Source organism: Dyella sp. SYSU CM1112 (assembly GCF_058216415.1).
Window position 1 is genome coordinate 238,546 of sequence record NZ_JBZEGI010000006.1, and the last position, 24,934, is coordinate 263,479.

General features: G+C 60.8%; 25 protein-coding genes. 13 read left to right on the forward strand and 12 right to left on the reverse strand.

Annotation, left to right across the window (positions count from 1 at the left end):
• Window positions 1-17: 17 nt before the first annotated feature.
• The 3 genes from AC4HNJ_RS11275 to AC4HNJ_RS11285 are packed head-to-tail and all read right to left on the reverse strand — an operon-like array spanning window position 18 to window position 2,397.
• Complete coding sequence (locus AC4HNJ_RS11275) at window positions 18-320, reverse strand: DUF6587 family protein (RefSeq protein ID WP_490479662.1); 303 nt, start codon at window positions 318-320, stop codon at window positions 18-20.
• On the reverse strand, window positions 317-2,158 hold the full coding sequence (gene feoB / locus AC4HNJ_RS11280) for a ferrous iron transporter B (protein ID WP_490479663.1): 1,842 nt from the start codon (window positions 2,156-2,158) through the stop codon (window positions 317-319). The genes AC4HNJ_RS11275 and feoB overlap by 4 nt, the downstream gene beginning before the upstream one ends.
• Complete coding sequence (locus AC4HNJ_RS11285) at window positions 2,155-2,397, reverse strand: FeoA family protein (RefSeq protein WP_490479664.1); 243 nt, start codon at window positions 2,395-2,397, stop codon at window positions 2,155-2,157. Before AC4HNJ_RS11285 ends, feoB begins: the two co-directional genes overlap by 4 nt.
• Before the next feature lie 150 nt (window positions 2,398-2,547).
• Between AC4HNJ_RS11285 and AC4HNJ_RS11290 the strand changes: the two genes are divergently transcribed.
• The 7 genes from AC4HNJ_RS11290 to AC4HNJ_RS11320 all read left to right on the forward strand — a co-directional run bounded on the left by AC4HNJ_RS11290 (window position 2,548) and on the right by AC4HNJ_RS11320 (window position 8,780).
• A complete protein-coding gene (locus tag AC4HNJ_RS11290) occupies window positions 2,548-3,342 on the forward strand; it encodes an enoyl-CoA hydratase-related protein (protein ID WP_490479665.1) in 795 nt (264 codons plus the stop codon).
• A 69-nt stretch (window positions 3,343-3,411) separates the two neighbouring features.
• Window positions 3,412-3,927: a cupin domain-containing protein gene (locus AC4HNJ_RS11295; protein ID WP_490479666.1), complete on the forward strand. Its 516-nt coding sequence runs from the start codon at window positions 3,412-3,414 to the stop codon at window positions 3,925-3,927.
• 216 nt (window positions 3,928-4,143) lie between these two features.
• A complete protein-coding gene (locus tag AC4HNJ_RS11300; RefSeq protein WP_490479667.1) occupies window positions 4,144-6,141 on the forward strand; it encodes an acetyl/propionyl/methylcrotonyl-CoA carboxylase subunit alpha in 1,998 nt (665 codons plus the stop codon).
• Window positions 6,142-6,169: 28 nt separating this feature from the next.
• On the forward strand, window positions 6,170-7,069 hold the full coding sequence (locus tag AC4HNJ_RS11305; RefSeq protein WP_490479668.1) for a hydroxymethylglutaryl-CoA lyase: 900 nt from the start codon (window positions 6,170-6,172) through the stop codon (window positions 7,067-7,069).
• A gap of 58 nt (window positions 7,070-7,127) precedes the next feature.
• Complete coding sequence (locus tag AC4HNJ_RS11310; RefSeq protein ID WP_490479669.1) at window positions 7,128-7,613, forward strand: GNAT family N-acetyltransferase; 486 nt, start codon at window positions 7,128-7,130, stop codon at window positions 7,611-7,613.
• A 10-nt stretch (window positions 7,614-7,623) separates the two neighbouring features.
• Window positions 7,624-8,217: a YdeI/OmpD-associated family protein gene (locus AC4HNJ_RS11315; RefSeq protein ID WP_490479670.1), complete on the forward strand. Its 594-nt coding sequence runs from the start codon at window positions 7,624-7,626 to the stop codon at window positions 8,215-8,217.
• Window positions 8,214-8,780, forward strand: a complete 567-nt coding sequence (locus tag AC4HNJ_RS11320) for a GNAT family N-acetyltransferase (RefSeq protein WP_490479671.1) — start codon at window positions 8,214-8,216, stop codon at window positions 8,778-8,780. The genes AC4HNJ_RS11315 and AC4HNJ_RS11320 overlap by 4 nt, the downstream gene beginning before the upstream one ends.
• A gap of 94 nt (window positions 8,781-8,874) precedes the next feature.
• Here the strand turns inward: AC4HNJ_RS11320 and AC4HNJ_RS11325 are convergent, their stop codons facing one another.
• The gene (locus tag AC4HNJ_RS11325) at window positions 8,875-9,219 is read right to left on the reverse strand and encodes an RcnB family protein (protein WP_490479672.1); all 345 of its coding nucleotides are present in this window, start codon (window positions 9,217-9,219) and stop codon (window positions 8,875-8,877) included.
• Between the two features lie 250 nt (window positions 9,220-9,469).
• Here AC4HNJ_RS11325 and AC4HNJ_RS11330 point away from each other — a divergent pair, with 250 nt between their 5' ends.
• The 6 genes from AC4HNJ_RS11330 (at window position 9,470) to kynU (ending at window position 16,160) form a co-directional block, all read left to right on the forward strand.
• Window positions 9,470-10,237 (forward strand): SDR family NAD(P)-dependent oxidoreductase, encoded by a 768-nt coding sequence (locus AC4HNJ_RS11330; protein ID WP_490479673.1) that lies wholly within the window; start codon window positions 9,470-9,472, stop codon window positions 10,235-10,237.
• Window positions 10,238-10,360: 123 nt separating this feature from the next.
• The gene (gene efpL / locus AC4HNJ_RS11335) at window positions 10,361-10,927 is read left to right on the forward strand and encodes an elongation factor P-like protein EfpL (protein WP_490479674.1); all 567 of its coding nucleotides are present in this window, start codon (window positions 10,361-10,363) and stop codon (window positions 10,925-10,927) included.
• A 154-nt stretch (window positions 10,928-11,081) separates the two neighbouring features.
• Window positions 11,082-13,187, forward strand: a complete 2,106-nt coding sequence (locus AC4HNJ_RS11340) for an FUSC family protein (RefSeq protein WP_490479675.1) — start codon at window positions 11,082-11,084, stop codon at window positions 13,185-13,187.
• Between the two features lie 67 nt (window positions 13,188-13,254).
• Complete coding sequence (locus AC4HNJ_RS11345) at window positions 13,255-14,289, forward strand: amidohydrolase family protein (RefSeq protein WP_490479676.1); 1,035 nt, start codon at window positions 13,255-13,257, stop codon at window positions 14,287-14,289.
• On the forward strand, window positions 14,286-14,804 hold the full coding sequence (locus tag AC4HNJ_RS11350) for a hypothetical protein (protein ID WP_490479677.1): 519 nt from the start codon (window positions 14,286-14,288) through the stop codon (window positions 14,802-14,804). Before AC4HNJ_RS11345 ends, AC4HNJ_RS11350 begins: the two co-directional genes overlap by 4 nt.
• Before the next feature lie 75 nt (window positions 14,805-14,879).
• A complete protein-coding gene (gene kynU / locus AC4HNJ_RS11355) occupies window positions 14,880-16,160 on the forward strand; it encodes a kynureninase (RefSeq protein ID WP_490479678.1) in 1,281 nt (426 codons plus the stop codon).
• Between the two features lie 69 nt (window positions 16,161-16,229).
• Here the strand turns inward: kynU and AC4HNJ_RS11360 are convergent, their stop codons facing one another.
• The 8 genes from AC4HNJ_RS11360 to AC4HNJ_RS11395 are packed head-to-tail and all read right to left on the reverse strand — an operon-like array spanning window position 16,230 to window position 24,924.
• On the reverse strand, window positions 16,230-17,492 hold the full coding sequence (locus AC4HNJ_RS11360) for a glutamate-5-semialdehyde dehydrogenase (protein ID WP_490479679.1): 1,263 nt from the start codon (window positions 17,490-17,492) through the stop codon (window positions 16,230-16,232).
• Between the two features lie 5 nt (window positions 17,493-17,497).
• Window positions 17,498-18,652, reverse strand: coding sequence for a glutamate 5-kinase (gene proB, locus AC4HNJ_RS11365; protein ID WP_490479680.1), 1,155 nt, complete (start codon window positions 18,650-18,652; stop codon window positions 17,498-17,500).
• Entirely contained in the window at window positions 18,649-19,011 is a 363-nt protein-coding gene (locus tag AC4HNJ_RS11370; RefSeq protein ID WP_490479681.1) for a cupin domain-containing protein, read from the reverse strand. Before AC4HNJ_RS11370 ends, proB begins: the two co-directional genes overlap by 4 nt.
• Before the next feature lie 9 nt (window positions 19,012-19,020).
• Entirely contained in the window at window positions 19,021-20,316 is a 1,296-nt protein-coding gene (argH, locus tag AC4HNJ_RS11375) for an argininosuccinate lyase (protein WP_490479682.1), read from the reverse strand.
• Between the two features lie 15 nt (window positions 20,317-20,331).
• Window positions 20,332-21,285 (reverse strand): N-acetyl-gamma-glutamyl-phosphate reductase, encoded by a 954-nt coding sequence (gene argC, locus AC4HNJ_RS11380; RefSeq protein WP_490479683.1) that lies wholly within the window; start codon window positions 21,283-21,285, stop codon window positions 20,332-20,334.
• Between the two features lie 6 nt (window positions 21,286-21,291).
• Window positions 21,292-22,557, reverse strand: a complete 1,266-nt coding sequence (locus AC4HNJ_RS11385) for an acetylglutamate kinase (protein WP_490479707.1) — start codon at window positions 22,555-22,557, stop codon at window positions 21,292-21,294.
• Window positions 22,558-22,594: 37 nt separating this feature from the next.
• The gene (locus AC4HNJ_RS11390) at window positions 22,595-23,734 is read right to left on the reverse strand and encodes an acetylornithine deacetylase (protein WP_490479684.1); all 1,140 of its coding nucleotides are present in this window, start codon (window positions 23,732-23,734) and stop codon (window positions 22,595-22,597) included.
• Window positions 23,731-24,924 (reverse strand): argininosuccinate synthase, encoded by a 1,194-nt coding sequence (locus AC4HNJ_RS11395; protein WP_490479708.1) that lies wholly within the window; start codon window positions 24,922-24,924, stop codon window positions 23,731-23,733. The genes AC4HNJ_RS11390 and AC4HNJ_RS11395 overlap by 4 nt, the downstream gene beginning before the upstream one ends.
• Window positions 24,925-24,934 lie beyond the last annotated feature (10 nt).

Here is a 24,934-nt window from a genome sequence, read left to right on the forward strand (position 1 = left end):
CACGCACTGCCACGTCGTCAATGACGCCGCGGCCGAAATTCCAGCGGCAAGGCATCGCCCTGCGCACGAGCAGGCGGCTTGGGACCGCAGGCACCGCATGTGCTGCAACCGTCACTGCAGCTGCCAGTCGCCTGCTTGGGTTGCATGCGCCGCCCCAAGGCCTGCACCCATGCGGCATGCCCAGGCTGGCGGAATCCGATCGACGCAGACGCCAACCAACGGTTGGTAAGCTGCGGTGCGAGCTTGCGAAACGCATACAGCGCGCTCACCAGTACGACCAACCCGACCGCTACATATTGGATAAACAGGCTCGTGCTCACAGGAATAACCTCGCCACCTGATAGGTGACCAGCGACGCCGCATAGGCTACGGCGAACATATAACCGAAGGAAATGGCGACATTGCGCCAGGAATTCGTCTCGCGTCGGACAACGGCGAGCGTGGACATGCACTGCGGTGCAAACGCAAACCACACTAGCAGTGACAACGCCGTTGCCAGCGAGAAATTAGCCGTCAAGGCATGCGCAAGGCCACCATGCTGCACATCGCCGCTGACGGCATACACCGTCGCCAGCGTGGCCACGGCTGTTTCGCGCGCAGCGAAGGCAGGGATCAGCGACAAGCTGATCTGCCAGTTGAAACCCAGCGGCGCAAAGATGTGCTGCAGAAAGCGGCCTAGGTAACCGGCGAAGCTGTAATTGATGGCCGGACCGGTGGCCCCCGCCGGCGGTGCGGGGAAGGTAGAGATAAACCACATCAGCACGGTCAAGGCCAGGATGACGCCAGTGAGCCGTTTGAGAAAGATCGTGCCACGCTCCCACAGACCGATGGCAACGTCGCGAGCCCTCGGCAGGCGATACGAAGGCAGTTCCATCAGCAACGCGTGTTCGCTCTTGTCACGACGCATGCGCTTGATCACCCAGCCTACCGTCATTGCCCCAGTGATGCCGGCCACGTACAAGGCGAACAGCACCACGCCTTGCAGATTGAACACACCCAATACTCTGCGCGTGGGAATGAAAGCACCGATCAAGAGGGCATAGACCGGCAGGCGCGCCGAACATGTCATCAGCGGTGCCACCAGGATGGTGGCCAGACGATCGCGCGGATCGGTGATGCTGCGCGTGCCCATGATGCCGGGAATCGCGCAGGCGAAACTCGACAACAGCGGAATGAACGAACGCCCGGTCAGCCCCACCGACACCATCAGCCGGTCCAGCAGGAAGGCGGCACGCGGCAGATAGCCCGACTCCTCCAGCATGAGGATAAAAAAGAACAGCACCAGGATCACAGGCAGAAAGCCGAGCACCGTACCCAAGCCACCGAACACGCCGCTGATCAACAGGTCGCGCAGCGGTCCAGCCGGCAGGATGACTGCGGCGTGCTCGCCAAGGTCCGTAAAGAGGTTGCCGATCAAATCGCTCATCGGCTTGCCGGAGGCATATACCGCCTGGAACACCAGGAACATCACGACCGCCAAGGTGATCAAGCCGAACACTGGATGCAGCACCCAGCGATCCAGCATGTCGTCGATCACCGCGGTCGCGCGCGGCATGGTCACGGTGGCCGCCATCAGTTCACGCACTTCAGCATGCAGATCGGCGCGGCTTGCCGGATCGTCAGGTAGTGCAGGCGGCGCTTGCGGCAAGTCGCCGTCGACGCGCTCGACCAACGCTCGCGTGCCGCCGCGCTTGATCGCTACCGTCTCCACTACAGGGATGCCAAGGCGACGCTGCAAGGTCGGTACGTCAATCACGATGCCGCGACGGCGCGCGGCATCCATCATGTTCAGCGCCAGCACCACTGGCCGGCCGAGGCGCTTGACCTCCAGCACAAAACGCAAATGCAGACGAAGGTTGGTGGCATCGGCCACGCAGACGATCAGATCCGGTGCAGCCTCACCCGGATAATTACCTTCGAGCACGTCGCGGGTGATCTGTTCGTCGGGACTGGCGGCGTCAAAGCTGTATGTACCCGGTAGATCGAGAATCTGCAGCACGCGTCCGGATGGCGCCGCAAAACGGCCCTCCTTCCGTTCCACGGTGACGCCCGCGTAGTTGGCGACTTTTTGGCGACCGCCAGTAAGCTGATTGAACAGAGCCGTCTTGCCACAGTTAGGATTGCCAACCAGGGCGACGCGCAACGTACCGGCGCTCATGCGACTTCCTCCTGCACCGTTACCCGTGCCGCTTCTGCCCGCCGCAGGGCGAATCGCGTCGAGCCGATCTGGATCAGCAGCGGATCGGCGCCAATCGGCCCCCGCGCCACCAGCCTCACCCGCTCGCCCGCGACAAAACCCAGGTCGCGCAGTCGTTGCGCGATCATGTCATCAGCGTGGGCATCTTCAACTCGTTCAACCACGGCGTACGCACCTTTCGGCAAGTCGGACAGGCGCACAGTTGTTACTTTTCTAAATAAGAATGGTTCGCATTGTAGCCTTTTTTCACAAGCGGTACAGGGGGTGCCCCCTAAACGCTCGCGGAAAAGAAAAAATGGGTCTCCGAGCCGGCTTCATTAAGATGCCCGCATTTCCTTGCAGGACCGCCCATGACTACTTCGATACAGATCGCCGATCGTGCCGGCATTCGCGAACTTCGGCTGAATCGTCCGGACGTGCACAACGCCTTTGACGACCACCTGATCGGCGAGCTCACCCTTGCCTTGCAGGAAGCGGGGCGCGACAGCCGCCTACGCGCCATCGTGCTGACCGGCGTGGGAGCCAGCTTCTCCGCCGGAGCGGACCTGGAATGGATGCTCGGCATGGCAAAAGCCAGCGAAGCAGAAAACCGGGAGGATTCCCTGCGCCTTGCCGCGCTGATGCGCACGCTGCAATTTCTTCCCAAGCCCACTGTTGCGCGCGTCAACGGCGCCGCCTATGGAGGGGGCGTGGGGCTTATCGCCTGTTGCGATATCGCCATTGGCGTGACCACGGCCAAATTCGGCCTGACCGAAGTAAAACTCGGTTTGGTGCCGGCAGTGATTTCGCCCTATGTCATCGCCGCTATCGGTCTGCGGCAAGCGCGACGCTTGTTCATGACCGGCGAGATCTTTGACGCCGATACCGCGGCGCGCATCGGTTTGCTGCACCACACCGTGTCGGCCGAGAGCCTGGATGAAACCGTACACGCCGTCCTCCAGCAGCTGCTCAAGGCCGGCCCGATTGCACAGATCGAAGCGAAGCGGTTGGCGCTTGGCATGCACGGGCTTGACGAACCCACGGCGGAACGCATCGACCGTGACAACGCAGCGCTGATCGCTCGCCTGCGCGTCTCAGACGAAGGCCAGGAAGGCTTGAGTGCGTTCCTCGATAAACGCGCGCCTGGCTGGACACGCTATAGCTGACACTATGGTGGCAGCAGGCTGATTTAGCCTTGCGACGTCCACCTTTCGTTTCCAATCAGGAGTTGTGCCATGAAACGCATCGTTCATATCGATGACATCGAGCTGCAATCGTTTCCACCCGGATTCGGCCCTAGCGGCGAAACGGCGCAACGCTTCGAGGCACGCATGGGTCGCGTATCCATGCAGTTGGGTGCGCAAAAACTCGGCTACAACATCACGGCGGTGCCGCCCGGCAAGCGTGCCTTTCCGTTGCATAACCATCGCGTCAACGAAGAGATGTTTTTTATCCTGGAAGGGGAAGGCGAAATTCGCGTCGGCGCTGAACGGTATCCCATACGAAAGGGTGACATCATCGCCTGTCCGCCCGGTGGCCCGGAAAGCGCACATCAGATCATCAATACCGGCCCCGTCGAGATGCGCTACCTCGCCGTAAGCAGCAAGCTTTCACCGGAAATTTGCGAATACCCGGATTCGAACAAATACGGCATCCAGGGCGATTTCGGGCCTGATGCAGAAGGTAAGCCGCAAATGATCCGAATTGTCATGCGCCAAGGGGATACCGCGGATTATTGGGAAGGTGAATAACCGGCTCAGCTTGCGTGCCACAGGCGGAATGAGGGGACACCTCCGCACACTCATGTGCGCACAAGCCGCCGTGGGCGCCGCAACAGTGCTGTAACCCGGGATCACGCCCTGGGCAGCTTTGGATCTGGCGAAGGGAAAGCCGTGCTGCGCTGCGCATCGGCGAGATCGGGCAATTCTGCTAGTTTTATGGGCTTTGCAGCTTCTGCGAGCCCTCGCATGTTCGAGCGTGTACTGATTGCCAATCGCGGTGAAATTGCCTGCCGCGTCATCCGCACCTGCCGGCGTTTAGGCATTCGCACGATTGCGGTGTACTCCGAAGCCGACAAGGACGCGCAGCATGTGCGTTTAGCGGATGAAGCGTGGCCGATCGGAGGCCCTCGTCCGGCGGACTCCTACCTCCGCGGTGAGGCTATTCTCGATGTTGCCAGGATGTCCGGCGCGCAGGCCATCCATCCCGGTTACGGCTTTCTTTCCGAGAACACCGCGTTTGCGCGGGCATGCACCGAAGCAGGCGTCACGTTCATCGGCCCACGCCCTGAAAGCATCGAAGCGATGGGGTCCAAGGCAGCGGCAAAAGCGTTGATGGAACATCATCACGTACCGCTGGTACCGGGCTACCACGGCGATGACCAATCGCCCGGGGTGCTTGCCACGCAAGCGCGCAAGACCGGTTTTCCGCTGATGATCAAAGCGGCCGCGGGCGGTGGTGGCAAAGGCATGCGCATCGTGCGCGCTGAAAACGAATTTGCGGACGCGCTGGCATCCGCTCAGCGCGAAGCAGCCAGCTCGTTCGGCGATACACGGGTGATTCTGGAGCGTTATGTCGAGCACCCCCGGCATATCGAATTCCAAGTCTTCGGCGACAGCCAGGGCCATATCATTCACTTGAACGAACGCGAGTGTTCGGCACAACGCCGCTATCAAAAAGTGCTGGAGGAAACGCCCTCCCCCTTCCTCACTCCCGAACGGCGGGAAGCGATGGGCATGGCGGCGGTGGCGGCGGCCAGGGCCGTGAATTACGTCGGCGCAGGCACCGTGGAATTTATCGTGGCGCAGGACGGCACGTTTTATTTCATGGAAATGAACACGCGCCTGCAGGTGGAGCACCCCGTCACCGAAGCAACGCTGGGCGTCGACCTGGTGGAATGGCAGTTGCGCATCGCGGCGGGTGAATCGCTGCCATGGCAGCAGGAAGATGTGCAGGCGCATGGGCACGCGATCGAAGTGCGCCTGTACGCCGAGGATCCGGATCAACAATTCCTGCCTAGCTCCGGTACCTTGCGCACGTTACGTTTACCCGCACCATCGGCGCATGTGCGCCTGGATGGCGGCGTTGTCGAAGGCGATACCGTAACGATTTTTTACGATCCGATGATCGCCAAGCTCATCGTGCATGACACGGATCGCGTGCAAGCCTTGCAGCGCCTGCGTGAGGCGCTCGCGGAAGCAGATATCGCCGGCCCGAAATCCAACATCGCGTTTCTCGAACGGTTGGTCCGTCATCCGGCCATCATCGAAGGACGGATCGACACCGGTTATCTGGATCGGCATCTTGATGAATTTCTAACCGGCGATGCGTCACCCTCTGAACATGTTCTCTTTGCCGCTGCCACTGCCGCGCTGCTCGATGACGAACGTACGGCCATTGCCGATACGTCGCATGGCAGCGATCCGTATTCGCCTTGGTCGCGCGCCGATGCATGGCGTATCGGGCATGCGGGCAAGCGGATCGTCGCGCTGGCGTTGCGCGAACAACGGTATGAAGTCGAGGCGCACGGACACGGCGGCAACTATCGCTTGCAGGTCGGCTCGTCGCGCTGCGAAGTGCAAGGTGCACGCAACCTTGGCGGCACGCTCGGCGTACGCTTCGACGGCCAGGCGATCCGTTTATCCCTCTATGTCGACCGCGATCGCATCCTGCTGCACGATACGAACGGGCAGCGGTACACCTTTCACTGTGCTGCTGCGTTTGCATGGGAATCCAGCGAAGGCGGCGGAGGCAACCAGATCATCGCACCCATGCCCGGTCGCATCGTGCTGGTAAAGGCGCAAGCAGGCGATAACGTTGAGGAAGGTCAGGAATTGCTCGTGATGGAAGCGATGAAAATGGAGCTAGCCTTGAAGGCGCCGCGCAAAGGCACCATTGAAAGCGTGAGTGCAACGCAAGGCGAGTTTGTGGAAGCCGACGCCGTACTCGTTCGCTTCGCGTCGTGAACCACCGCCCGGTTGCAGGAGCTTCTGCATGAACGTTTCCGAGGTTCGCATCGTCGAAGTCAGCCCGCGCGACGGGTTGCAAAACGAAAAGACGTTGCTTCCACCCGACATCAAGATCGCCTTGATCGACCGGCTTTCCGCGACCGGCCTGAAGACGATTGAAACCACCAGTTTCGTAAGCCCCACCTGGGTGCCACAACTGGCTGACGCCGCGGAAGTGTTTCGTGGTATCCGCAAAGTGCCGGGCGTGACCTACCCCGTGCTGGTACCGAACGAACAGGGCTATCGGCTGGCGCGCGCTGCCGGCGCGACCGAGGTATCGGTGTTCACCGCGGCATCCGAAGCCTTCAACCGGGCCAACATCAATGCATCCATCGACGAATCGCTGCGGCGATTCGAGCCGGTACTTGAGGAAGCAAAAGCCGAAGGCATCAAGGTGCGCGGCTATGTGTCCACGGCACTGGGATGCCCCTATCAAGGCGAAGTACCGCTGACCAGCGTGGTCAATGTAGCAAAGCGTCTGTATGAGATGGGCTGCTATGAAATTTCGGTGGCCGATACCATCGGCGTGGGCACGCCTGCGAAAGCGCGTGCCATGCTGCACGCGGTATCGCAGGAAATTCCGCTGCACGCATTGGCCGTCCATTTCCATGACACCTATGGCCAGGCATTGGCCAATATCCTGGCCTGTCTGGAAGAAGGGGTACGGGTGATCGACAGCGCGGTCTCCGGTACCGGCGGCTGCCCGTATGCCAAGGGCGCTACCGGTAATGTGGCCAGCGAGGACGTGGTGTACATGCTGCATGGCATGGGTATGCAAACGGGTATCGACCTGGATCAGCTCATTGCTACCGGTGCGTGGCTTTCGACACAGCTCAACAAACCAACGGCTAGCCGGGTTACGAAGGCACGCACGACCGCCGCTTGATGTTCTTTAGCAACGAGCTCCCTCCCCGAATGCGAAAGGGGTTGGTAAGCTCGCCGTCATGACTGACTTTCTTATCCGCCCCGTAGAGCCGCGTGACAACGCGGCAGTTGCCAACATCATCCGTACCGTGATGCCCGAGTTCGGCGCCGATGGCCCCGGCTTCGCCATTCACGATGCCGAAGTGGACGCGATGTCCGTTGCTTATGGCCGCCCGCGTAGCGCGTATTTCGTCGTGGAACGCGACGGCATCGTGATCGGCGGCGCCGGCATTGCGCCGCTGGAAGGCGGCGATACGGATGTCTGCGAATTGCGCAAAATGTATTTTCTCCCCGCAGCACGCGGTACCGGCGCAGGGTCAATGATGATGCATCGCTGCCTGGATGCGGCGCGTGGTTTCGGTTTCAAGCGCTGCTACATCGAAACCTTGACCGGCATGGATGCCGCGCAGGCGTTGTATCGCAAACATGGATTCACGCCACTGCAGACACCCATGGGTGGAACCGGCCATTTCAGTTGCGACCGCTTTTACATCTGCGATCTATAACGAGGCGTCTATGACCGGACGCGATCCACGCATCGACGCTTATATCGCCAAGTCGGCCGAATTCGCCCAACCCATCCTCGAACATCTCCGCGCCGTCATACATGCCGCATGCCCCGAGGTGGAGGAAGACATCAAATGGGGTTGTCCGCATTTCGGCTACCAGGGCAAGCTGATGTGTTCCATGGCAGCATTCAAGCAGCATTGCAGTTTCCACTTCTGGCATGGCAAGCAAGTGGTCGGCGAGACGAACCAGGAAGGCATGGGGCAGTTCGGCAAGATCGTGTCCATCAAGGAACTGCCAAGCAAGAAAGAACTGATCGCCTACGTTCGCAAGGCCATGGCGTTGAAAGACGAGGACGTAAAGAAACGACGCCCTGTAACGACACGAAAACCACCTCCGCTATTGCCGTCCGATTTTGCCACGCTGTTGAAGAAGCACACGGCGGCTCGCAAGACCTATGACGCCTTCAGCCCGAGCGCGCAGCGCGAATACGTCGACTGGATAACGGAAGCCAAGACCGACACCACTCGCCAGAAACGTATAGCCACCGCTTTGGAGTGGCTGACGGAAGGCAAGCATCGCAACTGGAAATATCAGAAATGATCCGAGTCGCCCGAGCCGAAGATGCCGACGCCATCCACGCTATCTATACGCCCGCGATTACCGATACGGCGATTACCTTCGAAACCGAACTTCCTGGCGCCGACGCGATGCGCCAGCGCATCGTCACCCGCTTGCAGCACTACCCATGGCTGGTATGGGAGGAACACGGTGAGGTATGGGCCTATGCCTATGCCACTCGATTTCGAGAACGCGCCGCCTATGACTGGATTGCGGAGACATCGATCTATGTGCATGGCGACGCACGTCGACGAGGCATCGCACGCCGCCTTTACGGCACATTGCTGAATGTCATGCGCTTGCAAGGTATCAATCAGGCGGTGGGAGTCATCACGCTGCCGGGCGAGGTCAGCGTCGCGCTGCACGAGACGATGGGTTTTACGCCGGCCGGTGTCTGGCGCAAGGCCGGCTACAAATTGGAGCGCTGGTGGGATGTGGGGGTATGGCAGAAGGAATTGCAACCTGCCACGAATCCACCCAAGGCCGTGCAGCTGTTTTCATCACTCATCGGGTCGCCTTCGCTACAGGCCTTGCTATACACCTGACAGATTGCGGGTGGCGCCTTGACCCGAACCATCCGGCGGCCCTCAAAACATCGGGCAGGCTAAAAGCCTGCCCGAAAAACACTGAACAAGATGATCAGTGGCTGGCTGCGATGATGCTAAGGATCGCGCCAGTGGTGACGGCTGCAAGCAGGAAATCACCGTTATCGCTGCGAATGTAGTGATAGCCGCGCGGCGGCGGCTTGAGGTGATAGTGACGCCAGTCACTCACCACATATTGACTACCCCGATAAGCGGGAGGGATATGGCCGCCTCGCTTATACCAACCTTCATGCCGACCCTGGTCGTACATGCCGTGGTAGTGCCCGTGAGGCGCCGAATGCGGCGGCGGTGGCCGGTGGTGATCATCTTGAGCCAGGGCGAATTGCGACGACAGCAGCATCGCACTGCAAAAAATCATCGCTCCTAATTGCTTTTTCATGGCGTTCTCCTTGTGTGAGTGGAGTTGCACGGTCAATCGTAGGCTCTGCCAAGATCATGACGTCGCAAGATCTTGGTAGAGCACGGCGCCTCCGCACGAATGACCGACGCGGCATCAAGATCACGTCAGCCTCCCGAATGCTATGTGAATCCTGTGTCGCTGGCGAGACACCTGTTCAGCTCGCTGGAACCAGAACGGGTAACGAACCTGGTGCGTTACTATTGCGGTTTTGGTTCCCGGACATCCCCCTATGCAGCTCGATCAAGTCAAAGCCATCATCACCGGCGGCGCTTCCGGTCTCGGCCATGCTGTCGCTCAACACCTGGTGACCCATGGCGGTCGCGTCGCTTTGTTCGACGTCAATGAAGAAAAAGGCCAGGAAGCCGCCAAGGCCCTGGGTGGCCACGCGCACTTCTTCCGCACTGACGTCACCTCCGAGGACGGTGTGGCGACGAACGTTGCATCGGCACGGGACGCCCTGGGCGGCTTGAACGTCGTGATCAACTGTGCCGGCATCCTCGGCGCAGGGCGCGTGCTGGGCAAGGAAGGCCCGATGCCCTTGGGTACGTTCGCCACCACGGTGATGGTGAATCTGGTCGGCAGCTTCAATGTCGCCAAAGCCGGGGCCGCGCTGATGCAGCAGAACGAGGCCGGCGAAGACGGCGAGCGTGGCGTGATCATCAACACGGCCAGTGTGGCGGCTTATGAAGGCCAGATCGGTCAGGCCGCCTACTCCGCCTCCAAAGGCGGCGTCGTAGGCATGACCTTGCCGATGGCGCGCGAGCTGTCGCGCTTCGGTATCCGTGTCGCAACCATCGCGCCGGGTATCTTTTGGACGCCCATGGTGGACGGCATGCCGCCACAGGTGCAGGAATCGTTGTCAGCCTCGATCCCCTTTCCCTCGCGCCTGGGCAAGCCGGAGGAATTCGCGGCAACTGTCGCGTTTATCCTGGGCAACCGCTACATCAACGGCGAGACGATTCGGCTGGATGGTGCGGTAAGGCTGGCGTCCAAGTAGGGCGCGGGAGAAACAGGTAACGCCTATCGCCCCGCCGTCCTGCCTGCCTGTTTCTTTTTCCAATCTGCACGACCTTCGCTGATTCCGCTTTTCCCATTCACTCACTCTCATCACCGACATTCCATGAAAGCTTCCGACGTCAAGAAAGGCAACGTAGTCGAACACGAAGGCACCGTGTATCAAGTGCGCGACATCGAGCGCAGCGCACCTACGGCGCGTGGCGGCAATGTCACGTTCCGCTTCACGCTGTACTCCATTCCGGGAGGGCGCAAGTTCGATCTCAGCCTGCGCGCGGACGATGACCTCAAGGAAATGGAGCTGGTTCGTCGCGCCGCCAATTTTTCGTATATGGATGGCGAGGCCTATGTGTTCATGGACAATGAAGACTACACGCAGTACACCCTCGATCCGGAACTGATCGGCGATAACGCCGGCTACATCGTCGAAAGTGTGGAAGGTTATTACGTGCAAGTCATCGACGATGCGCCGGTAGGACTGCAAGTACCCACCAGCGTGCAACTTACGGTGGTGGATACAGCACCCGAATTGAAAGGCGCCAGCGCCACCAAGCGCACCAAGCCGGCCAAACTCAACACCGGCATCGAGATCCAGGTACCGGAATACATCAGCAACGATGAAAAAGTCTGGGTGAATACATTGACGGGCGAGTTTGCCGGCCGCGTTTCATAAACGACAGAACACCGTTGCAAACACCATCGCATTGGCGGCGGCGTTGAACCACACCCAAACGGCGCCATTTCGGCGCCGTTTGGGTGTGTCGATCCCAGGCGACATCGTTAGCTGGCTGAGGCAGAATCGATCCACTTGAGCGTTCTCCCCGGCCATGTCGACTCGAGACTATTCGCTGCGCGCCAGCGTGTTGCAAAGCCTGACCGCGACCAAGCGCCCGGATGTACCGGTGTGGGTCGTGGTGCGCAACACGGCGGCAGTTGTGCTGCCCCTCGCCATAGGCATGTGGACCGGACACGGCGAGGCAGGGTTGGCGATCGGTGTCGGTGCGCTCGACACCATGTTTTCTGATCAGCCCGGCCCGTATCGCCAGCGCCTCAGGCAACTGGTGTTGGCCTCTGCGGTCGCGGGATTCGCTTCGCTTTGTGGTTTCCTGGTTGGCGGCAATCTGGCGTTGATGCTGGCCGCCACGGCGATATTCGGTTTCTTTGGTGGCCTGCTGGTAGTTTTCGGCGCCGATATTGCGCGCGTAGGCATGACCAGCATGATCCTGCTCGTCGTCACCGCCGCCACACCCACGCCATTCGGTCAAGCCATCAACGGCGCCCTGCTGATTTTCGCCGGTGGCCTGTTGCTGGCACTGTTCTCCGTCGCAGCATGGCCACTGCAGCGCTATGGCCCGGAGCGACAGGCACTGGCCACCGTCTATCGCGGGCTGGCAACTCTGGCAGAAAGCCGTGCCAACGAAGCACAGGACGTGCCCGCGCTTACCGAAGCCATGACCACGCTGCAGCAGACATTGCTGGGCCGGCACCATGCCCGTGGCCGAGCCATGGAAGCATTCGCCGTGTTGCTGGAACTGGCTGAACGTATCCGCCTGGAGCTGATCGCCATGAAGGAAATGCACGGCGCGACCGGTGTCCTCGCGTTATTTCGCACCGACGCGGCACGTGTACTCCATGCGATTGCCGAGGCGCTTGAACAAGGCGTCCTACCCGATCGGGCCTTACGCACGCTGCATACACTACAAGCCAGCGAACGCACATTGCTGGACGATCGCGCACGCCAGGACAGCATCGCTACGCATATCCACGCCTTGTCCGGTCAACTGGCTGCGGCAGTACGTAATGCCAACTGGGCCGGGTCGCATGGCGAACAGCGCGCGGAAACCGCCGAAATGCGCTTACCGCGCGCATTGCGCGGCAGCTCTGCGCTGGCCACTTTGCGCGCCAGCCTCAGCACGCGTTCCGTCGCCTTCCGGCACGCCACGCGCTGCGCCGTCTGCTTGAGTCTCGCCTTGCTTATTTCACGTATGGGAGGATTGCCGCACGGCTATTGGCTGCCGATGACAGCCGCTATCGTATTGCGTCCCGATTTCGCCGCTACGTTCAACTTTGGTCTGCTGCGTGTCGTCGGCACCCTCCTTGGCCTGGTGCTGACCACCGCCTTGCTGTATGTCACGCCCCACGATCCCTGGGCGCATCTGGCGCTGATGGCTGTGCTGTGCATGGCGTTCCGTTATCTAGCCACCGCGCATTACGGTGTTGCGGTGGCAGCGTTGACCGGCACCGTGGTGATCCTGCTTTCCTACGAAGGGGTGGACTCCAACACGGCTGTGATGGACCGCGTCATCAATACCGTACTCGGCAGTGGCATGGCCTTGCTCGCCTACCTCGTATGGCCGACATGGGAACGTGGGCGAGCGCGCGCCGCGCTGTCGGACATGCTCGACGCCTACGCGGCGTATCTGCACGCGCTAGCGCGCCCAGATCAACGCACGGCGCATCGCGAAACACGTACGGCAGCACGCACAGCACGTACCAATGCACAGGCTTCCATCGATCGCATGCAGGCAGAACCGGCCACGCCGGCGGGCTTGTTGGAGCTGGCCAATGCATTGTTCCTCAATGGCAACCGGCTCGCACGCACGACCATGACGCTGGAGGCACTGCTGAATGACTGCACTATCCTGCCTGAGCAAGTGGAGGTGACGCATTTCATCGACCGCTCCGCCTCCTACCTTCATGCCCTGGCTATCGCGCTGCGCAACAATCAGCCGCCTCCTTCTGCTCCCGATTTGCGTCAACTGCAACGCAGTCTTTCTATCCTCCTGGCCATGGCGGATGATCGTCCGCACGCGGAGCAGGTCATACGCATCAGCGACCGCCTGGTCGACAACATCAACACCCTGGGCCACGTCGTCGCACGCGGCCCACAGGAAACCACCACCGTCTACAGCGGCCGCAGCGTACACCCCTGACGAGCCTGGCCTGCTCCGGTCCAGCCCGGCCGCAGCCCGGAATAGCCGCAAGCGCTACACTTGGCGCATGCTGAAAATCGACACTCACGCCCACGTCCTCCCGCGCGACTGGCCGAATCTGGCAGTCAAATACGGCAATGAAGCCTTTCCGGTGATGACCCATAGCGATGGCCGGCATCGCATCTACAAAGATGGCAAGTTCTTTCGCGAAGTGTGGGAATCCTCGTTCGATCCCCAATTCCGTATCGATGACTACGCCCGCTTTGGCGTCAGCGTGCAGGTGATTTCCACCGTGCCGGTGCTGTTTTCCTATTGGGCGCCCGGCTATCAGGCGCTGGAGCTGCATAGGCATCTGAACGATCATATGGCTGCTACCTGCCGGGATTTTCCTCGGCACTACGCGGGCATCGGCACCGTGCCGCTGCAGGCGCCGGAGCTGGCGATCCGCGAGCTTGAACGCTGCATCGATGAGCTCGGTCTGTGCGGCGTGCAGATCGGTTCGCACTGCAATGACTGGAATCTCGACGCGCCGGAGCTCTTTCCTTTCTTTGAAGCCGCAGCGGATCTTGGCGCGGCCATCATGGTGCACCCGTGGGACATGATGGGTGCGGCGACCATGCCCAAGTATTGGATGCCATGGCTGGTGGGCATGCCCGCCGAACAATCACGCGCGGCCTGTTGCCTGGCATTCGGCGGGGTACTCGAACGGCTGCCGAAATTGCGTGTGATGCTGGCCCACGGTGGCGGCAGCTTTCCGTGGACGATCGGTCGCATCGAACACGGTTTCCGCATGCGCCCGGACCTGGTTGCCACCGATAACCCCCGCAATCCGCGCGAATACCTCAAACGACTGTTTTTCGATTCCTGCGTGCACGACACGCAAGCGTTGCGCTACCTGCTGGATGTGACCGGCGTCGATCGCGTGATGCTCGGTACCGATTATCCTTTCCCGCTAGGGGAGCAAGAACCGGGCAGCGCCATCGAATCGCTATCGCTGGACGAACCTACCCGCGCACGCCTGTTTCATGGCACCGCGCTGGAATGGCTGGGCCTGCCGGAACGACGCTTCGTTCAAAACGCATCAACTCAGGAGCACGCATGAATCTAAAGCGCTACATGGCAGTCATGGTGTTGATGGTGGCCAGCATCGGCGCGGTCCAGGCGGACGACGTCAGCATGGCGTCCGGCCACGTGCACTTCACCACCCCCGCTGGCTGGGTCGGCATCATGCAGGTGGATGGCGATCCGGAAGTGCGTGTGTTCCAGGTACCGGATCCGTCACCGAGCGCAAGCACGACGCTCGCGCGCGTTACCGTTACCGTCAAACAGGTGCAGGATTTGCAGGCCTTCAATGATTACGTCAGCGGCGCCGTGAGCAAAGCCAAAAATCTGAAGGACTACACACCCGGTACCCACCCGTCGGGCGACCAGAACAGCTTTATCTACACAGCGAGCGAGAGCGGTACGCCGTACACGTATATCGAGCGCTACTGGTTTCGCGATGGGCATGCGATCCAATTGCGTTGCGCGCGCCCCTCCGCCAGCCAGGCCGGACAAGCCTGGGCAAGCAGCTTCGACAAAGGCTGCAGCGAAGTCGCTACATCGTTGAACAGCTGACACGCATGAAGCGGAACGCGGCATCGCCGTTTTTCTCGCCCGCTAACCCTGCACGAACCCATCCTGGATGTACTGATGTCTGAATCGTTTGCCGCTACCGTCGAGTGGGCTCAGGCTCGCGACGCCGTCGATCCCTTGCGCAGTTTTCGCGACGAATTTTTCATCCCGCCGCACGAGCAGGGCGAAAGCCGCTACTTCTGCGGCAATTCACTCGGACTGCAGCCGCGTGCATCACGCGAAGCCGTCAACGCCGAGCTCGATTACTGGGGCGAACTTGGCGTGGAAGGACATTTCAAGGGCCGGCTGCCCTGGATGGATTACCACGAATTCGTGCGCGACCACCTTGCAGAAGTCGTCGGCGCGCAGCCTGGCGAAGTGGTCGCCATGAACACCTTGGGCGTGAACCTGCACCTGATGATGGTGAGCTTCTATCGCCCCACTCCGGATCGGCATGCCATCCTGATCGAAGCCGGCGCGTTTCCTACCGACCGTTATGCGGTGGAATCGCAGATTCGCTACCACGGTTTCAGTCCCAATCTTTCGTTGATCGAAGTAGAGGGTGACGAACCCAACGGTACGATGTCGATGGCTGCCATCGAACGCGTGCTTGCCGAGCAAGGCTCGCGCATCGCGCTGGTGCTGCTGCCCGGCATCCAATACCGCACTGGGCAGGCATTCGACTTGAAAGCGATCACGGAGCTTGCGCACCGCCAAGGTTGCCAGGTGGGTTTCGATCTGGCGCATGCCGTCGGCAATCTGCCGTTGCAGTTACACGACAGCGGCGCGGATTTTGCGATCTGGTGCAGCTACAAATACCTCAATGGAGGGCCGGGAGCGGTAGGTGGCGCCTTTGTCCACGCCCGACATGCCCGCGCCGCGCTGCCGCGTTTCGCCGGCTGGTGGGGGCACGACAAAGCCACGCGTTTCCAGATGGGGCCGGAATTCGTGCCCACTCCAGGGGCAGATGGGTGGCAGCTGTCCAATCCGCCGATTCTCTCCCTTGTGCCATTGCGCGTATCGCTGGAAATCTTTCATCGCGCCGGTATGCAGCGTCTGCACGAGAAATCGCTGCAGCTCACCGGTTACCTTGAATGGCTGGTGCAAACGCAGTTGCCTGACGTGCTGGAGATTGTCACGCCCAAGGAACCCAAACGGCGTGGTGCACAGCTGTCCATCCGCGTGCTTGGCGGTCGCGCGCAAGGACGCGCACTGTTCGGCTATCTGATCGCTCATGGCATCATCGGCGACTGGCGCGAACCCGATGTCATCCGCATTTCGCCGGTACCGCTATATAACCAGTTTGCCGATTGCCTGGCGTTTGCACAGGCGGTACGTCGCTGGAAAGAACGCGCCTGATCTTGATTGGCCTGCTGTTCCTTCGTCCTTCCTGCCAAAGCGGGAATGACGCCAGAAATCATGGCCCGCCTACAACCGGCTCTGCGGGTGACGCACTTGACCGTCACCCCGCACGATAAAGCGCTCCACCGTCAGCGCTTCCGCTCCCATCGGACCGTAGGCATGCAAGCGCGTGGTGGAAATGCCGATTTCGGCACCGAGTCCTAGCTCGCCGCCATCGGAAAAGCGCGACGACGCATTGACCACCACCACCGCCGAGCGGATGGCCTGCACAAAGCGACGCGCGGCCCCGTCATCCCGCGTGGCGATGACTTCGGTGTGATCGGAACCAAAGCGCTGGATATGGCCGATGGCCATGCCGAGATCATCCACCACGCGCACGGCAAGAATCAGATCCAGGAATTCCGCCGCGTAATCCTCGTCGGTTGCCGCGCGCATGCCTTCAACGATAGCGCGCGAACGTTCGCAGCCACGCAGCTCCACGCCACGCTCCTGCAGCGCCGACGCCGCCTTTGGCAGAAACGACGAGGCGATGTCGCGATGCACGAGCAGGGTTTCCAGCGCGTTGCACACACCGGGACGCGATGTCTTGCCGTCGACCAACAGGTTCAACGCCAATGCTTCGTCCACCGACGCATCGACGTAGAGATGGCAGACACCCTTGTAGTGTTTGATGACCGGCACACGTGCGTGCTCGGCGACGAAACGGATCAGTCCTTCGCCACCGCGCGGGATGGCCAGGTCGATCAGATCGCTGAGTTGCAACAGTTCGACCATCGTTTCGCGGCGCAGATCTTCGACCAAGGTCAAGGCCGCGGCGGGAATATCGTGTTTTTCCAGGGCGCCGCGAAGCGCGGAAGCGATTGCAACATTAGAGTGCAACGCTTCGGAACCGCCACGCAGGATCACGGCATTGCCTGCCATCAGGCACAAGGCTGCTGCGTCGGCCGTGACGTTGGGGCGTGCCTCATAGATCATCGCAATCACGCCCAGCGGGATACGCACGCGCTCTACTTCAAGACCGTTCGGTCGTGTCTCGTGGCGCGTGACCAGCCCGACGGGATCGGGCAAGGTCGCGATCTCGCGCACGGCATTGGCAATCGCTGTTATGCGCGATTCGTCCAGCCGCAGGCGATCCAGGAGTGCGCCCTGAATGCCTTTCGCGCCCGCCTGCTGCACATCCCGTGCATTGGCCGCGAGGATGTCGTCACCTTGCGTCTCCAAGGCAGCCGCCATGTCTTGCAGCAGTTTGCGCTTGGTATCGGTGTCGAGCGCGAACATGACTTGCGCAGCATCCTTGCATGCCAACGCCAGAGTACGAATCTCGCTCATGCTTCCTACTCTCCCGCTGTTTCAGGGTCCGCCAGCGTGGCCAGATCGTCGCGATGCACGATTTCCGTGCCATAGCTGTAGCCAAGTACGGAAACGATTTCCCGGCTGTGGCGTCCGGCCAGCCGTCGCGCTTCCGCTGCCCCATATTGGCATAGTCCTCGTGCCACCGGCCGGTCGTGGATGTCGACGATTTCCACCAGGTCGCCACGATGAAATTCACCCGTCACATCAAGCATGCCACCGGGCAGCAGTGATGCACGGCCACCGATCAAGGCACGCACGGCCCCCGCATCGACGCGAATACGTCCGCTACCAGCCGGGGCATGACGTAACCAGTATTTGCGCGCCTGCATGCGGCTGCCGGATACGTCAATCAAGCTGCCACGCAAACGGCCTTGTTCGAGCATCTTCAAGGTGGTGGTATCGCGTCCGCTGAACAACGCGGTAGGGATACCCGCCACCGCCGCCTTTTCCGCTGCCTGCAGTTTGGTATGCATGCCGCCCGTACCCACACTCGTGCTGCTGCCGCCGGCCATCGCGATGATCTCAGCCGTCAATTGCGGTACGTGACCGATAGGTTTGGCATGCGGATCACGGCGTGGATCGGCGTTGTAGAGCGCATCGACGTCCGAGGCAATCAGCAGCAGGTCCGCGTCGACCAATGCAGCCACAATCGCGGCGAGATTGTCGTTATCGCCCAGCTTGAGCTCGTCCACCGCCACGGTGTCGTTTTCATTCACCACCGGCAGCACGCCAAGCGTAAGCAATTCGCGCAAGGTGGCACGCGCGTTGAGATAACGACGCCGATTGCGCAGGTCGTCATGCGTCAACAACACCTGTGCGACCGGTCGCTCCGACAAGCTCTGCCACAATGCAATCATCGGTGCCTGCCCCAACGCGGCAAGCCCTTGCCTGGCCACCAGATCGGAACCGGGCGCAGTCCGTTCGCGCAAGAGCGCACGCCCCGCCGCGACAGCCCCCGATGACACCAGCACCACGTCACGTCCCGCCTGATGACTGGCCGTCATGAAAGCGGCCAACGCCTGCGCATAACGCCTGGTAAGGCCACCACCATCGGCAGCGAGCAAATTGCTGCCGACCTTGAGTACCGCACGCCGCCACGGCGGCAAGACATGCTCAGGCAACGGGATGTCCGTCATGAGAGCGTGCCATCCAGCGGTGCGGCGTTTCGATCGCCATGGCTCTTCGGTGACGACACCACCACGAAACGAATGTCGAACGCACCATCATTGCGTACCTGGTGCGCGCTGCCCGGTGGCACGTGCAGGCCCTCGCCACGCTGCAAGCGATGCACGGCGCCTTCCAGCTCAATCGTGGCTTCGCCTTCCAGCACATAGAAGAACTGACGGGCACGCGCATGACGATGCCGCTGCTCGAATGTGCCGGGCGGCATGCGTTCCTCGATCACGCTGAGATCGTCCAGTGCCAGCAGATGCCAGCCCTCGCAAGACTGTCCCCAGTGATAATGCTCGGCGTTGGCGATGCTGACGGTGGCCATGTCAACGTGCTATGACGAGAGGCTGTCGAGGCGTTGCCGTAAAAGGTCGAGCTGCAAATCGTTGCCTGCCCCTGCCGATGTACGCGCTGCCAGGCTTGATTCGGGCGTGCGCCCCTCTCCTGCGTCAGCCGCTGCTTGTGCCGCGGCACGATACGCATCGCGGAAAGGCACCCCCGCGGCAGCCTGTTCGATTGCCACGTCTGTCGCATACATCGCCGGTTCGATGGCGGCACGCATGGCCGCTTCGTTCCACTGCATGCGTGCAAGCAAATCCGGCAGCAGCTCCAACGCAGCAAGGCCATGAGTGACGCCGTGGAACAACGACCCCTTGGAGAATTGCAGATCGCGCTGGTAACCGGAGGGCAGCGACAACAGTTGTTCGATCTCGCAACGCGAGGCCGCCACTGTCGCATAGGAGGCGCGCAACAGTTCGACCACATCCGGATTGCGTTTGTTGGGCATGATGGAGCTGCCCGTGGTGTATGCCGCGGGCAGCGAAACAAAATTGAATTCGGCTGTGGTGAACAGCGATAGATCCCATGCCAGGCGACGCGCATCCAGCATGGCGCTGCTGAGCGCTTCCATCACCGCCATCTCGAACTTGCCACGCGAAAGCTGCGCATAGATGGGCGACACCTGCATCCGTCCGAAACCCAACGCTTGCGTGGTATGCACGCGGTCCAACGGCAGATTCACGCCATAGCCCGCTGCCGTACCGAGCGGATTGGCGTCGACCCATGCGGCGGTCTGCTTTGCGCGCCAGGCATTGTCGATGAATCCCTCCGCAAAGCCGGCAAACCACATGGCAGTGGAAGACACCACTGCGCGCTGCAAATGGGTATAACCGGGCAACGGGACGGCCGGCTGCGCGGCGCGTTGCAAGCACGCCTCGGCAATCGCGCGGCAATGGGTTTCGAGCAAAGCGAGCTTTTCTTTCAGCCATAAGCGCGTGGCAACCAGGATCTGGTCGTTGCGACTGCGGCCGGTATGCACGCGCCGGCCGGCATCGCCCAGACGTTCGGTCAGGCGCGCCTCGATGGCGGAGTGGCCATCCTCGTACCGATCATCGAGTACGAAACGGCCGGCACGGAAATCCTCAGCAAGGACCTCAAGCTCACGCTTGAGATCATCCTGCTCCGTGCTGCTGATCACGCCGATGTTGGCCAGCCCTTCCACGTGCGCTTTGCTGGCAGTGATGTCATGCAGGAAAAACTCGCGATCCAGCAGTACATCGTCACCTGCGAGAAACTTCATGATTTTAGCGTTGGTTTCAACGCCGGCTTTTTGCCAAAGAAGGTCGGTCATAAGGTGTACTCGTAATCAGACGGGAATCGACGTGTATTCGTCCACGTCAATCGCCCGGTTGATGTTCTGCATCGCTTGCGTGGCAGCCCCCTTCAGCAGGTTATCCAGGGTGGCGACCACAACAACACGCTTGCCGTCGGCAGACAGGGCAAAACCGCCAATCTCGACATAGTGTTTGTCGGCAATGTTGCTGACCCAGGGTGCCTCGTCGATCACGTGCACGAGCTTTTCGCCGCCGTAAGCCTGCTGAAAGTGCGTCATCACGTCTTCACGTTTCAGTGGGCGTGCAAGATAGAGATTGGTGGTCACTGTCAGCCCGCGGAAATGCGGCGCGACATGCGGCATGAACTCCACCGGGATGCCGAGATGGCGGCTTGCCTCCTTCTCGTGTGTGTGTCCGGTGAGCGAGTAAGGCATCAGGTTGTTGCGAAGTTTTTCCGGATCGTTCCGATCGGATGGCGTGGTGCCTGCGCCTGAATAACCCGATACGCCGAAACACACTGGCGGCGCAGCCAGAAGATCCTTCAGCGGCGCGATGGAGAGCTGGATCGCCGTGGCATAGCATCCGGGATTGCTGATGCGCTTCTCGCCGCGCCACTTGTCACGCGTAAGTTCCGGCAAGCCGTAATACCAGGAAGGATCGAAGCGATAATCCGCTGACAGATCCACGACCACCGGATCCTTGCCTGCCGCATCAAACGCTGCGACGCAGGCCGCGGCCTTGCCATTGGGCAACGCCAGCACGACGACATCGGCATCCAGCTCCGGCAACGCTTCATGCTCGGGCGAGCTGTAGTGCAAATCGCCTTGGTAAGCCGGAACGTATGCGTCGACACGCTGGCCGTTCAATTCGCGTGATGACACATAAGCCAGTTCCAGCGAAGGATGGGCTGCAACCAGGCGGATCAATTCCGCGCCGGTGTGCCCGCGTGCGCCGACGATGCCAATGCGTTTTTTAGAGAGTGCCATGACTGCTCAATCTATCAGGGTGGGTTGACGCACGGCGCAGTGTTCGACACAGCGCGCAATCGTTGCAAAGCCGTCCAGGCCGTACCAGAACACTTTCCAGCGTTCCTGCTTGTAGCAGCCATCTGACTCGGCATAGTAGAAGTGATTGATCTGATTGCCGTGCCGTGAACGCCAGAACAGGCTGGGATTTTCTTCGCGCATTACCAGCCACACGGCACGCCCGAGGCCTTCGCCTTGCGCATCGTCGAGCACGGCGAATTTGTCGAGATAGATCAGGCCATCCTCGTCGGTCAGAATCATTGCGGCACGATAGTTCTCGCTGACGTAGATGCGATAAGGTTTGGTGCGTTCGAAGTAATCGTCGACCAGCTTGCGACCGAAGCTGGATTCGATCAGCGAGCGCATGCGCGCCTGGTCTATACCTTCCCAGCTTTCGAAACGGAACACTTTTTCACCGCGCCGGACCAGCGTACCGGACCCCTTGTGCGTGAACAGCTCCTTGGCCAGCTCGGAAGGGCGCGTGATCGATACCGAGGACGTCAGCGGCAGGCTCTGCAGCAGGTCGGCAATCTGCTCGATCTTCACGCGCATGCCGCCATTGATCCACGGTTGCGCCATCAGATGATCGAATTCGGTGCTGAGGTTGATCGAGTCGATGATGCGGCCTTCATCATCGAGCAATCCGCCGGTGCCGGTAAGAAAAACGATCTTGTAGGGCTGAAGCACGCGTACCAGCTCGTTGGCGGCGAAGTCGGCGTTGATGTTGAGGAATTGGCCCTCGTCCGTTTCGCCAAGGCTGGCGATGACGGGAATGGAACCCGCGCGCAAACTCGCTTCGATCGGCGCCAGATTGATACTGTCCACCTTGCCGACCATGCCGTAGACGTCTTTATCCAGATAGCTGGACATGAACACGCCGGATGGCACCGAGGTAGCGCGTGTATCCATCGCCTGCAAGGCTTCGACCAGACGCAGGTTCTGTTGCTGGAATACACGCCGCACGATGCCCAGCGCCTTGGCCGAGGTCACGCGCAGACCGTTGACGGTCTGCTTGGTGATGCCGGCGGCTTGCAACTCTTCGTCAAGCTGGGGACCGGCGCCATGCAGCACGATGGGCGTGAGGCCCACCTGCTGCAAAAAGGTGAGCGAGGATGTCAGGTCCGAGAGTTCGTCGCGCAACACCGCGCCACCGACTTTGACGACGGCAAAACGCTTGGCATCCAGCTGTGAAAACCGCTTCAGGTATTGTTGGATTTCCTTGGCGCTGCCCATCGCGGAAAGCAGGCGCACAATGGTCTGGCGAGTGTTCTTATGGGCTTCCACGGTTCACGATCTCGTAGATGTTCTCTGCGTACGTTTGCAATTGATCCAAGGCCACCCATTCGTCGGCGGTATGCGCTTGCGCGATATCGCCGGGGCCATAGACGAATGAGATGTAGCCGGCTTCGGAAAACAGTGCCGCCTCTGTCCAGAAGTTCACGGCATTGCCTACCGGAATGCCCAGATCATCAGCGATGTCGCGGGCGGCAAGACGACGCGCCTCGGCCGTGGACACGTCGCCCGCGGGTAGCGACACGCCGCGGAACAGTTCCTCATAGGCCACCGGTTGAGGCTGCACCAGGGTGCGGAAGTTCTCCAGCAAATGATCCGGATTCATGCTTGGCAACGGTCGAAAACCGAAGCGCACATCGGCTGTCGGCGCGATCATGTTCGCCTTGATGCCACCTTCCACGCGACCGATGTTGAAGCGCAGCCCGGTCAGGCCGCCGAAGCGTTCATGCGCCAGGCTGTCTACATGATCCAGCGCGGCGGCGCCCCAACGAATGGCTTGATGCACGGCGCTGTCACTGGCTTTGATTTCGCCCGAGGCGTGACCGGCCTGCCCGCTGAAGCGCATCTGCACCGAATGAATGCCGCGATGCGCAAGCACCGCTTCGCCGCGCGTGGGTTCTGCCACGATCACCGCTTCATAAGGGTGGTTCCCCTTGAGAAAAGCGGCGATACAGCGCGGATCATTGGCCTCTTCGTCGGTGGAGAAGAGCAAGGCCATGTCGCCCTCGCTCGCGTTCGCCACGGCAACCAGTGCGGCAGCGGCGCCTTTGATGTCGCAAGCACCCAGGCCGATCGCACGATCTTCGGCGACTTCCAGTACGTGCGGATCGCGCGACCAATGCGGTGAATCCGGCACGGTATCCAGATGCACGTTGAACAGATACTTTGGCGCGCCACGCACGGCATAAAGCGTCACCGCACCCGCACCGTGATCGGCGACGTCCACGGTGAAGCCAGGTAATCGTTCGCGCAAGTAGTCGAAGATGCCGCCGGTGCCGATCGCACGCGGCGGATTGCGCGTGTCGAATGAAACCAATGCGCGCAAATGCTCAAGCGTCGCATCCAGCAACGCGGCACTGTCCAAGCCGGATCGTTGCGTGCCAAGGCCTGTGCTCATCGGTTGACCTCGGCCCATAAGGTGCTGCTCATGCCGAACAGCTTGATAAAGCCCTCCGCTTCGGCCACGCCCCAGTCAGCCGCCTGCGCGTAGGTGGCACCCTTGGCGTTGAGGATATGCTTCGACTCGATCGCTACCGCGGTTACCAGCCCGCCCGACGTTTCCAGCGTAATGTCGCCGTTGACGGTCGACTGGCTGGACGCAAGGAAAGCCTCCAGGTCGGTCTTCAAGGGATCGTGGAAAAAGCCCTCATAAACCAATTCCACCCACTTGCGCGCCACGTCCGGCTTGAAGCGGTTCTGTTGCTTGGTGAGCACGGCTTCTTCCAAGGCACGATGGGCGACGAGCAGCGCGGTGAGGCCCGGTGCTTCGAAAATGATGCGGCCCTTGAGGCCAATGGTGGTGTCGCCGGTGTAAAGGCCACGGCCCACACCGTACTGCGCCAGCAAGCCATTGAGCTTGGCAAGCAGCTTGTGTCCTTCGATTTTTTCGCCATCCAGCGCTACGGCTTCGCCGTTGACGAAAGTGATCGTCAGGCGCAGCGGTTTGGACGGCCATTCGGAACGTGGCTTGCACCAACCCACCGCGCCTTCACCCGGCGCTTGCCAACGATCGATCTCGCCACCGGACATGGTGACGCCGAGCAGGTTTTCATTGATGGTGTAGGCCTTTTGCTTGGCGCGCACACCAAAACCTTTCTGCTCCAGGTATTTCTGCTCATAAGCACGCACTTCCGTGTGTTCTTTCTGGATCTCGCGGATCGGCGCCACGATCTCGTAATCGCCCTGCGCCTTGACGGCAAGATCGAAACGCACCTGATCGTTACCCATGCCGGTGCAGCCGTGCGCAATCACCTTGGTGCCGAGTTCGGCGCAACGCTGGAGAGCAGCGTCCACAATCAGATAACGGTCGGACACCAGCAGCGGGTACTGCCCTTGGTACCCCTCGCCAGCCCACACGAACGGCTTGACGAAACCGTTCCAGATGGCCGGACCGCCATCGACTGTGACGTGGCTGGCTGCGTTCAGTTCCTTGGCGCGCGCTTCGATATAAGCACGCTCCTCGGCATCGACACCACCGGTATCGGCGAACACGGTATGCACGGCCCAGCCGCGTTCCTGCAGATAGGGAATGCAGAAGCTGGTGTCGAGACCACCGGAGAAAGCCAGAACGATATCTTTGCTCATGATGCGAGATCCA

Bases quoted from the DNA above. Each gene is read 5' to 3' on its own strand.
- feoB (WP_490479663.1), bottom strand. From the start codon at position 2,158: ATGAGCGCCGGTACGTTGCGCGTCGCCCTGGTTGGCAATCCTAACTGT.
- AC4HNJ_RS11290 (WP_490479665.1), top strand. From the start codon at position 2,548: ATGACTACTTCGATACAGATCGCCGATCGTGCCGGCATTCGCGAACTT.
- AC4HNJ_RS11295 (WP_490479666.1), top strand. From the start codon at position 3,412: ATGAAACGCATCGTTCATATCGATGACATCGAGCTGCAATCGTTTCCA.
- AC4HNJ_RS11300 (WP_490479667.1), top strand. From the start codon at position 4,144: ATGTTCGAGCGTGTACTGATTGCCAATCGCGGTGAAATTGCCTGCCGC.
- AC4HNJ_RS11305 (WP_490479668.1), top strand. From the start codon at position 6,170: ATGAACGTTTCCGAGGTTCGCATCGTCGAAGTCAGCCCGCGCGACGGG.
- AC4HNJ_RS11310 (WP_490479669.1), top strand. From the start codon at position 7,128: ATGACTGACTTTCTTATCCGCCCCGTAGAGCCGCGTGACAACGCGGCA.
- AC4HNJ_RS11315 (WP_490479670.1), top strand. From the start codon at position 7,624: ATGACCGGACGCGATCCACGCATCGACGCTTATATCGCCAAGTCGGCC.
- AC4HNJ_RS11320 (WP_490479671.1), top strand. From the start codon at position 8,214: ATGATCCGAGTCGCCCGAGCCGAAGATGCCGACGCCATCCACGCTATC.
- AC4HNJ_RS11325 (WP_490479672.1), bottom strand. From the start codon at position 9,219: ATGAAAAAGCAATTAGGAGCGATGATTTTTTGCAGTGCGATGCTGCTG.
- AC4HNJ_RS11330 (WP_490479673.1), top strand. From the start codon at position 9,470: ATGCAGCTCGATCAAGTCAAAGCCATCATCACCGGCGGCGCTTCCGGT.
- efpL (WP_490479674.1), top strand. From the start codon at position 10,361: ATGAAAGCTTCCGACGTCAAGAAAGGCAACGTAGTCGAACACGAAGGC.
- AC4HNJ_RS11340 (WP_490479675.1), top strand. From the start codon at position 11,082: ATGTCGACTCGAGACTATTCGCTGCGCGCCAGCGTGTTGCAAAGCCTG.
- AC4HNJ_RS11345 (WP_490479676.1), top strand. From the start codon at position 13,255: ATGCTGAAAATCGACACTCACGCCCACGTCCTCCCGCGCGACTGGCCG.
- AC4HNJ_RS11350 (WP_490479677.1), top strand. From the start codon at position 14,286: ATGAATCTAAAGCGCTACATGGCAGTCATGGTGTTGATGGTGGCCAGC.
- kynU (WP_490479678.1), top strand. From the start codon at position 14,880: ATGTCTGAATCGTTTGCCGCTACCGTCGAGTGGGCTCAGGCTCGCGAC.
- AC4HNJ_RS11360 (WP_490479679.1), bottom strand. From the start codon at position 17,492: ATGAGCGAGATTCGTACTCTGGCGTTGGCATGCAAGGATGCTGCGCAA.
- proB (WP_490479680.1), bottom strand. From the start codon at position 18,652: ATGACGGACATCCCGTTGCCTGAGCATGTCTTGCCGCCGTGGCGGCGT.
- AC4HNJ_RS11370 (WP_490479681.1), bottom strand. From the start codon at position 19,011: ATGGCCACCGTCAGCATCGCCAACGCCGAGCATTATCACTGGGGACAG.
- argH (WP_490479682.1), bottom strand. From the start codon at position 20,316: ATGACCGACCTTCTTTGGCAAAAAGCCGGCGTTGAAACCAACGCTAAA.
- argC (WP_490479683.1), bottom strand. From the start codon at position 21,285: ATGGCACTCTCTAAAAAACGCATTGGCATCGTCGGCGCACGCGGGCAC.
- AC4HNJ_RS11385 (WP_490479707.1), bottom strand. From the start codon at position 22,557: ATGGGCAGCGCCAAGGAAATCCAACAATACCTGAAGCGGTTTTCACAG.
- AC4HNJ_RS11390 (WP_490479684.1), bottom strand. From the start codon at position 23,734: ATGAGCACAGGCCTTGGCACGCAACGATCCGGCTTGGACAGTGCCGCG.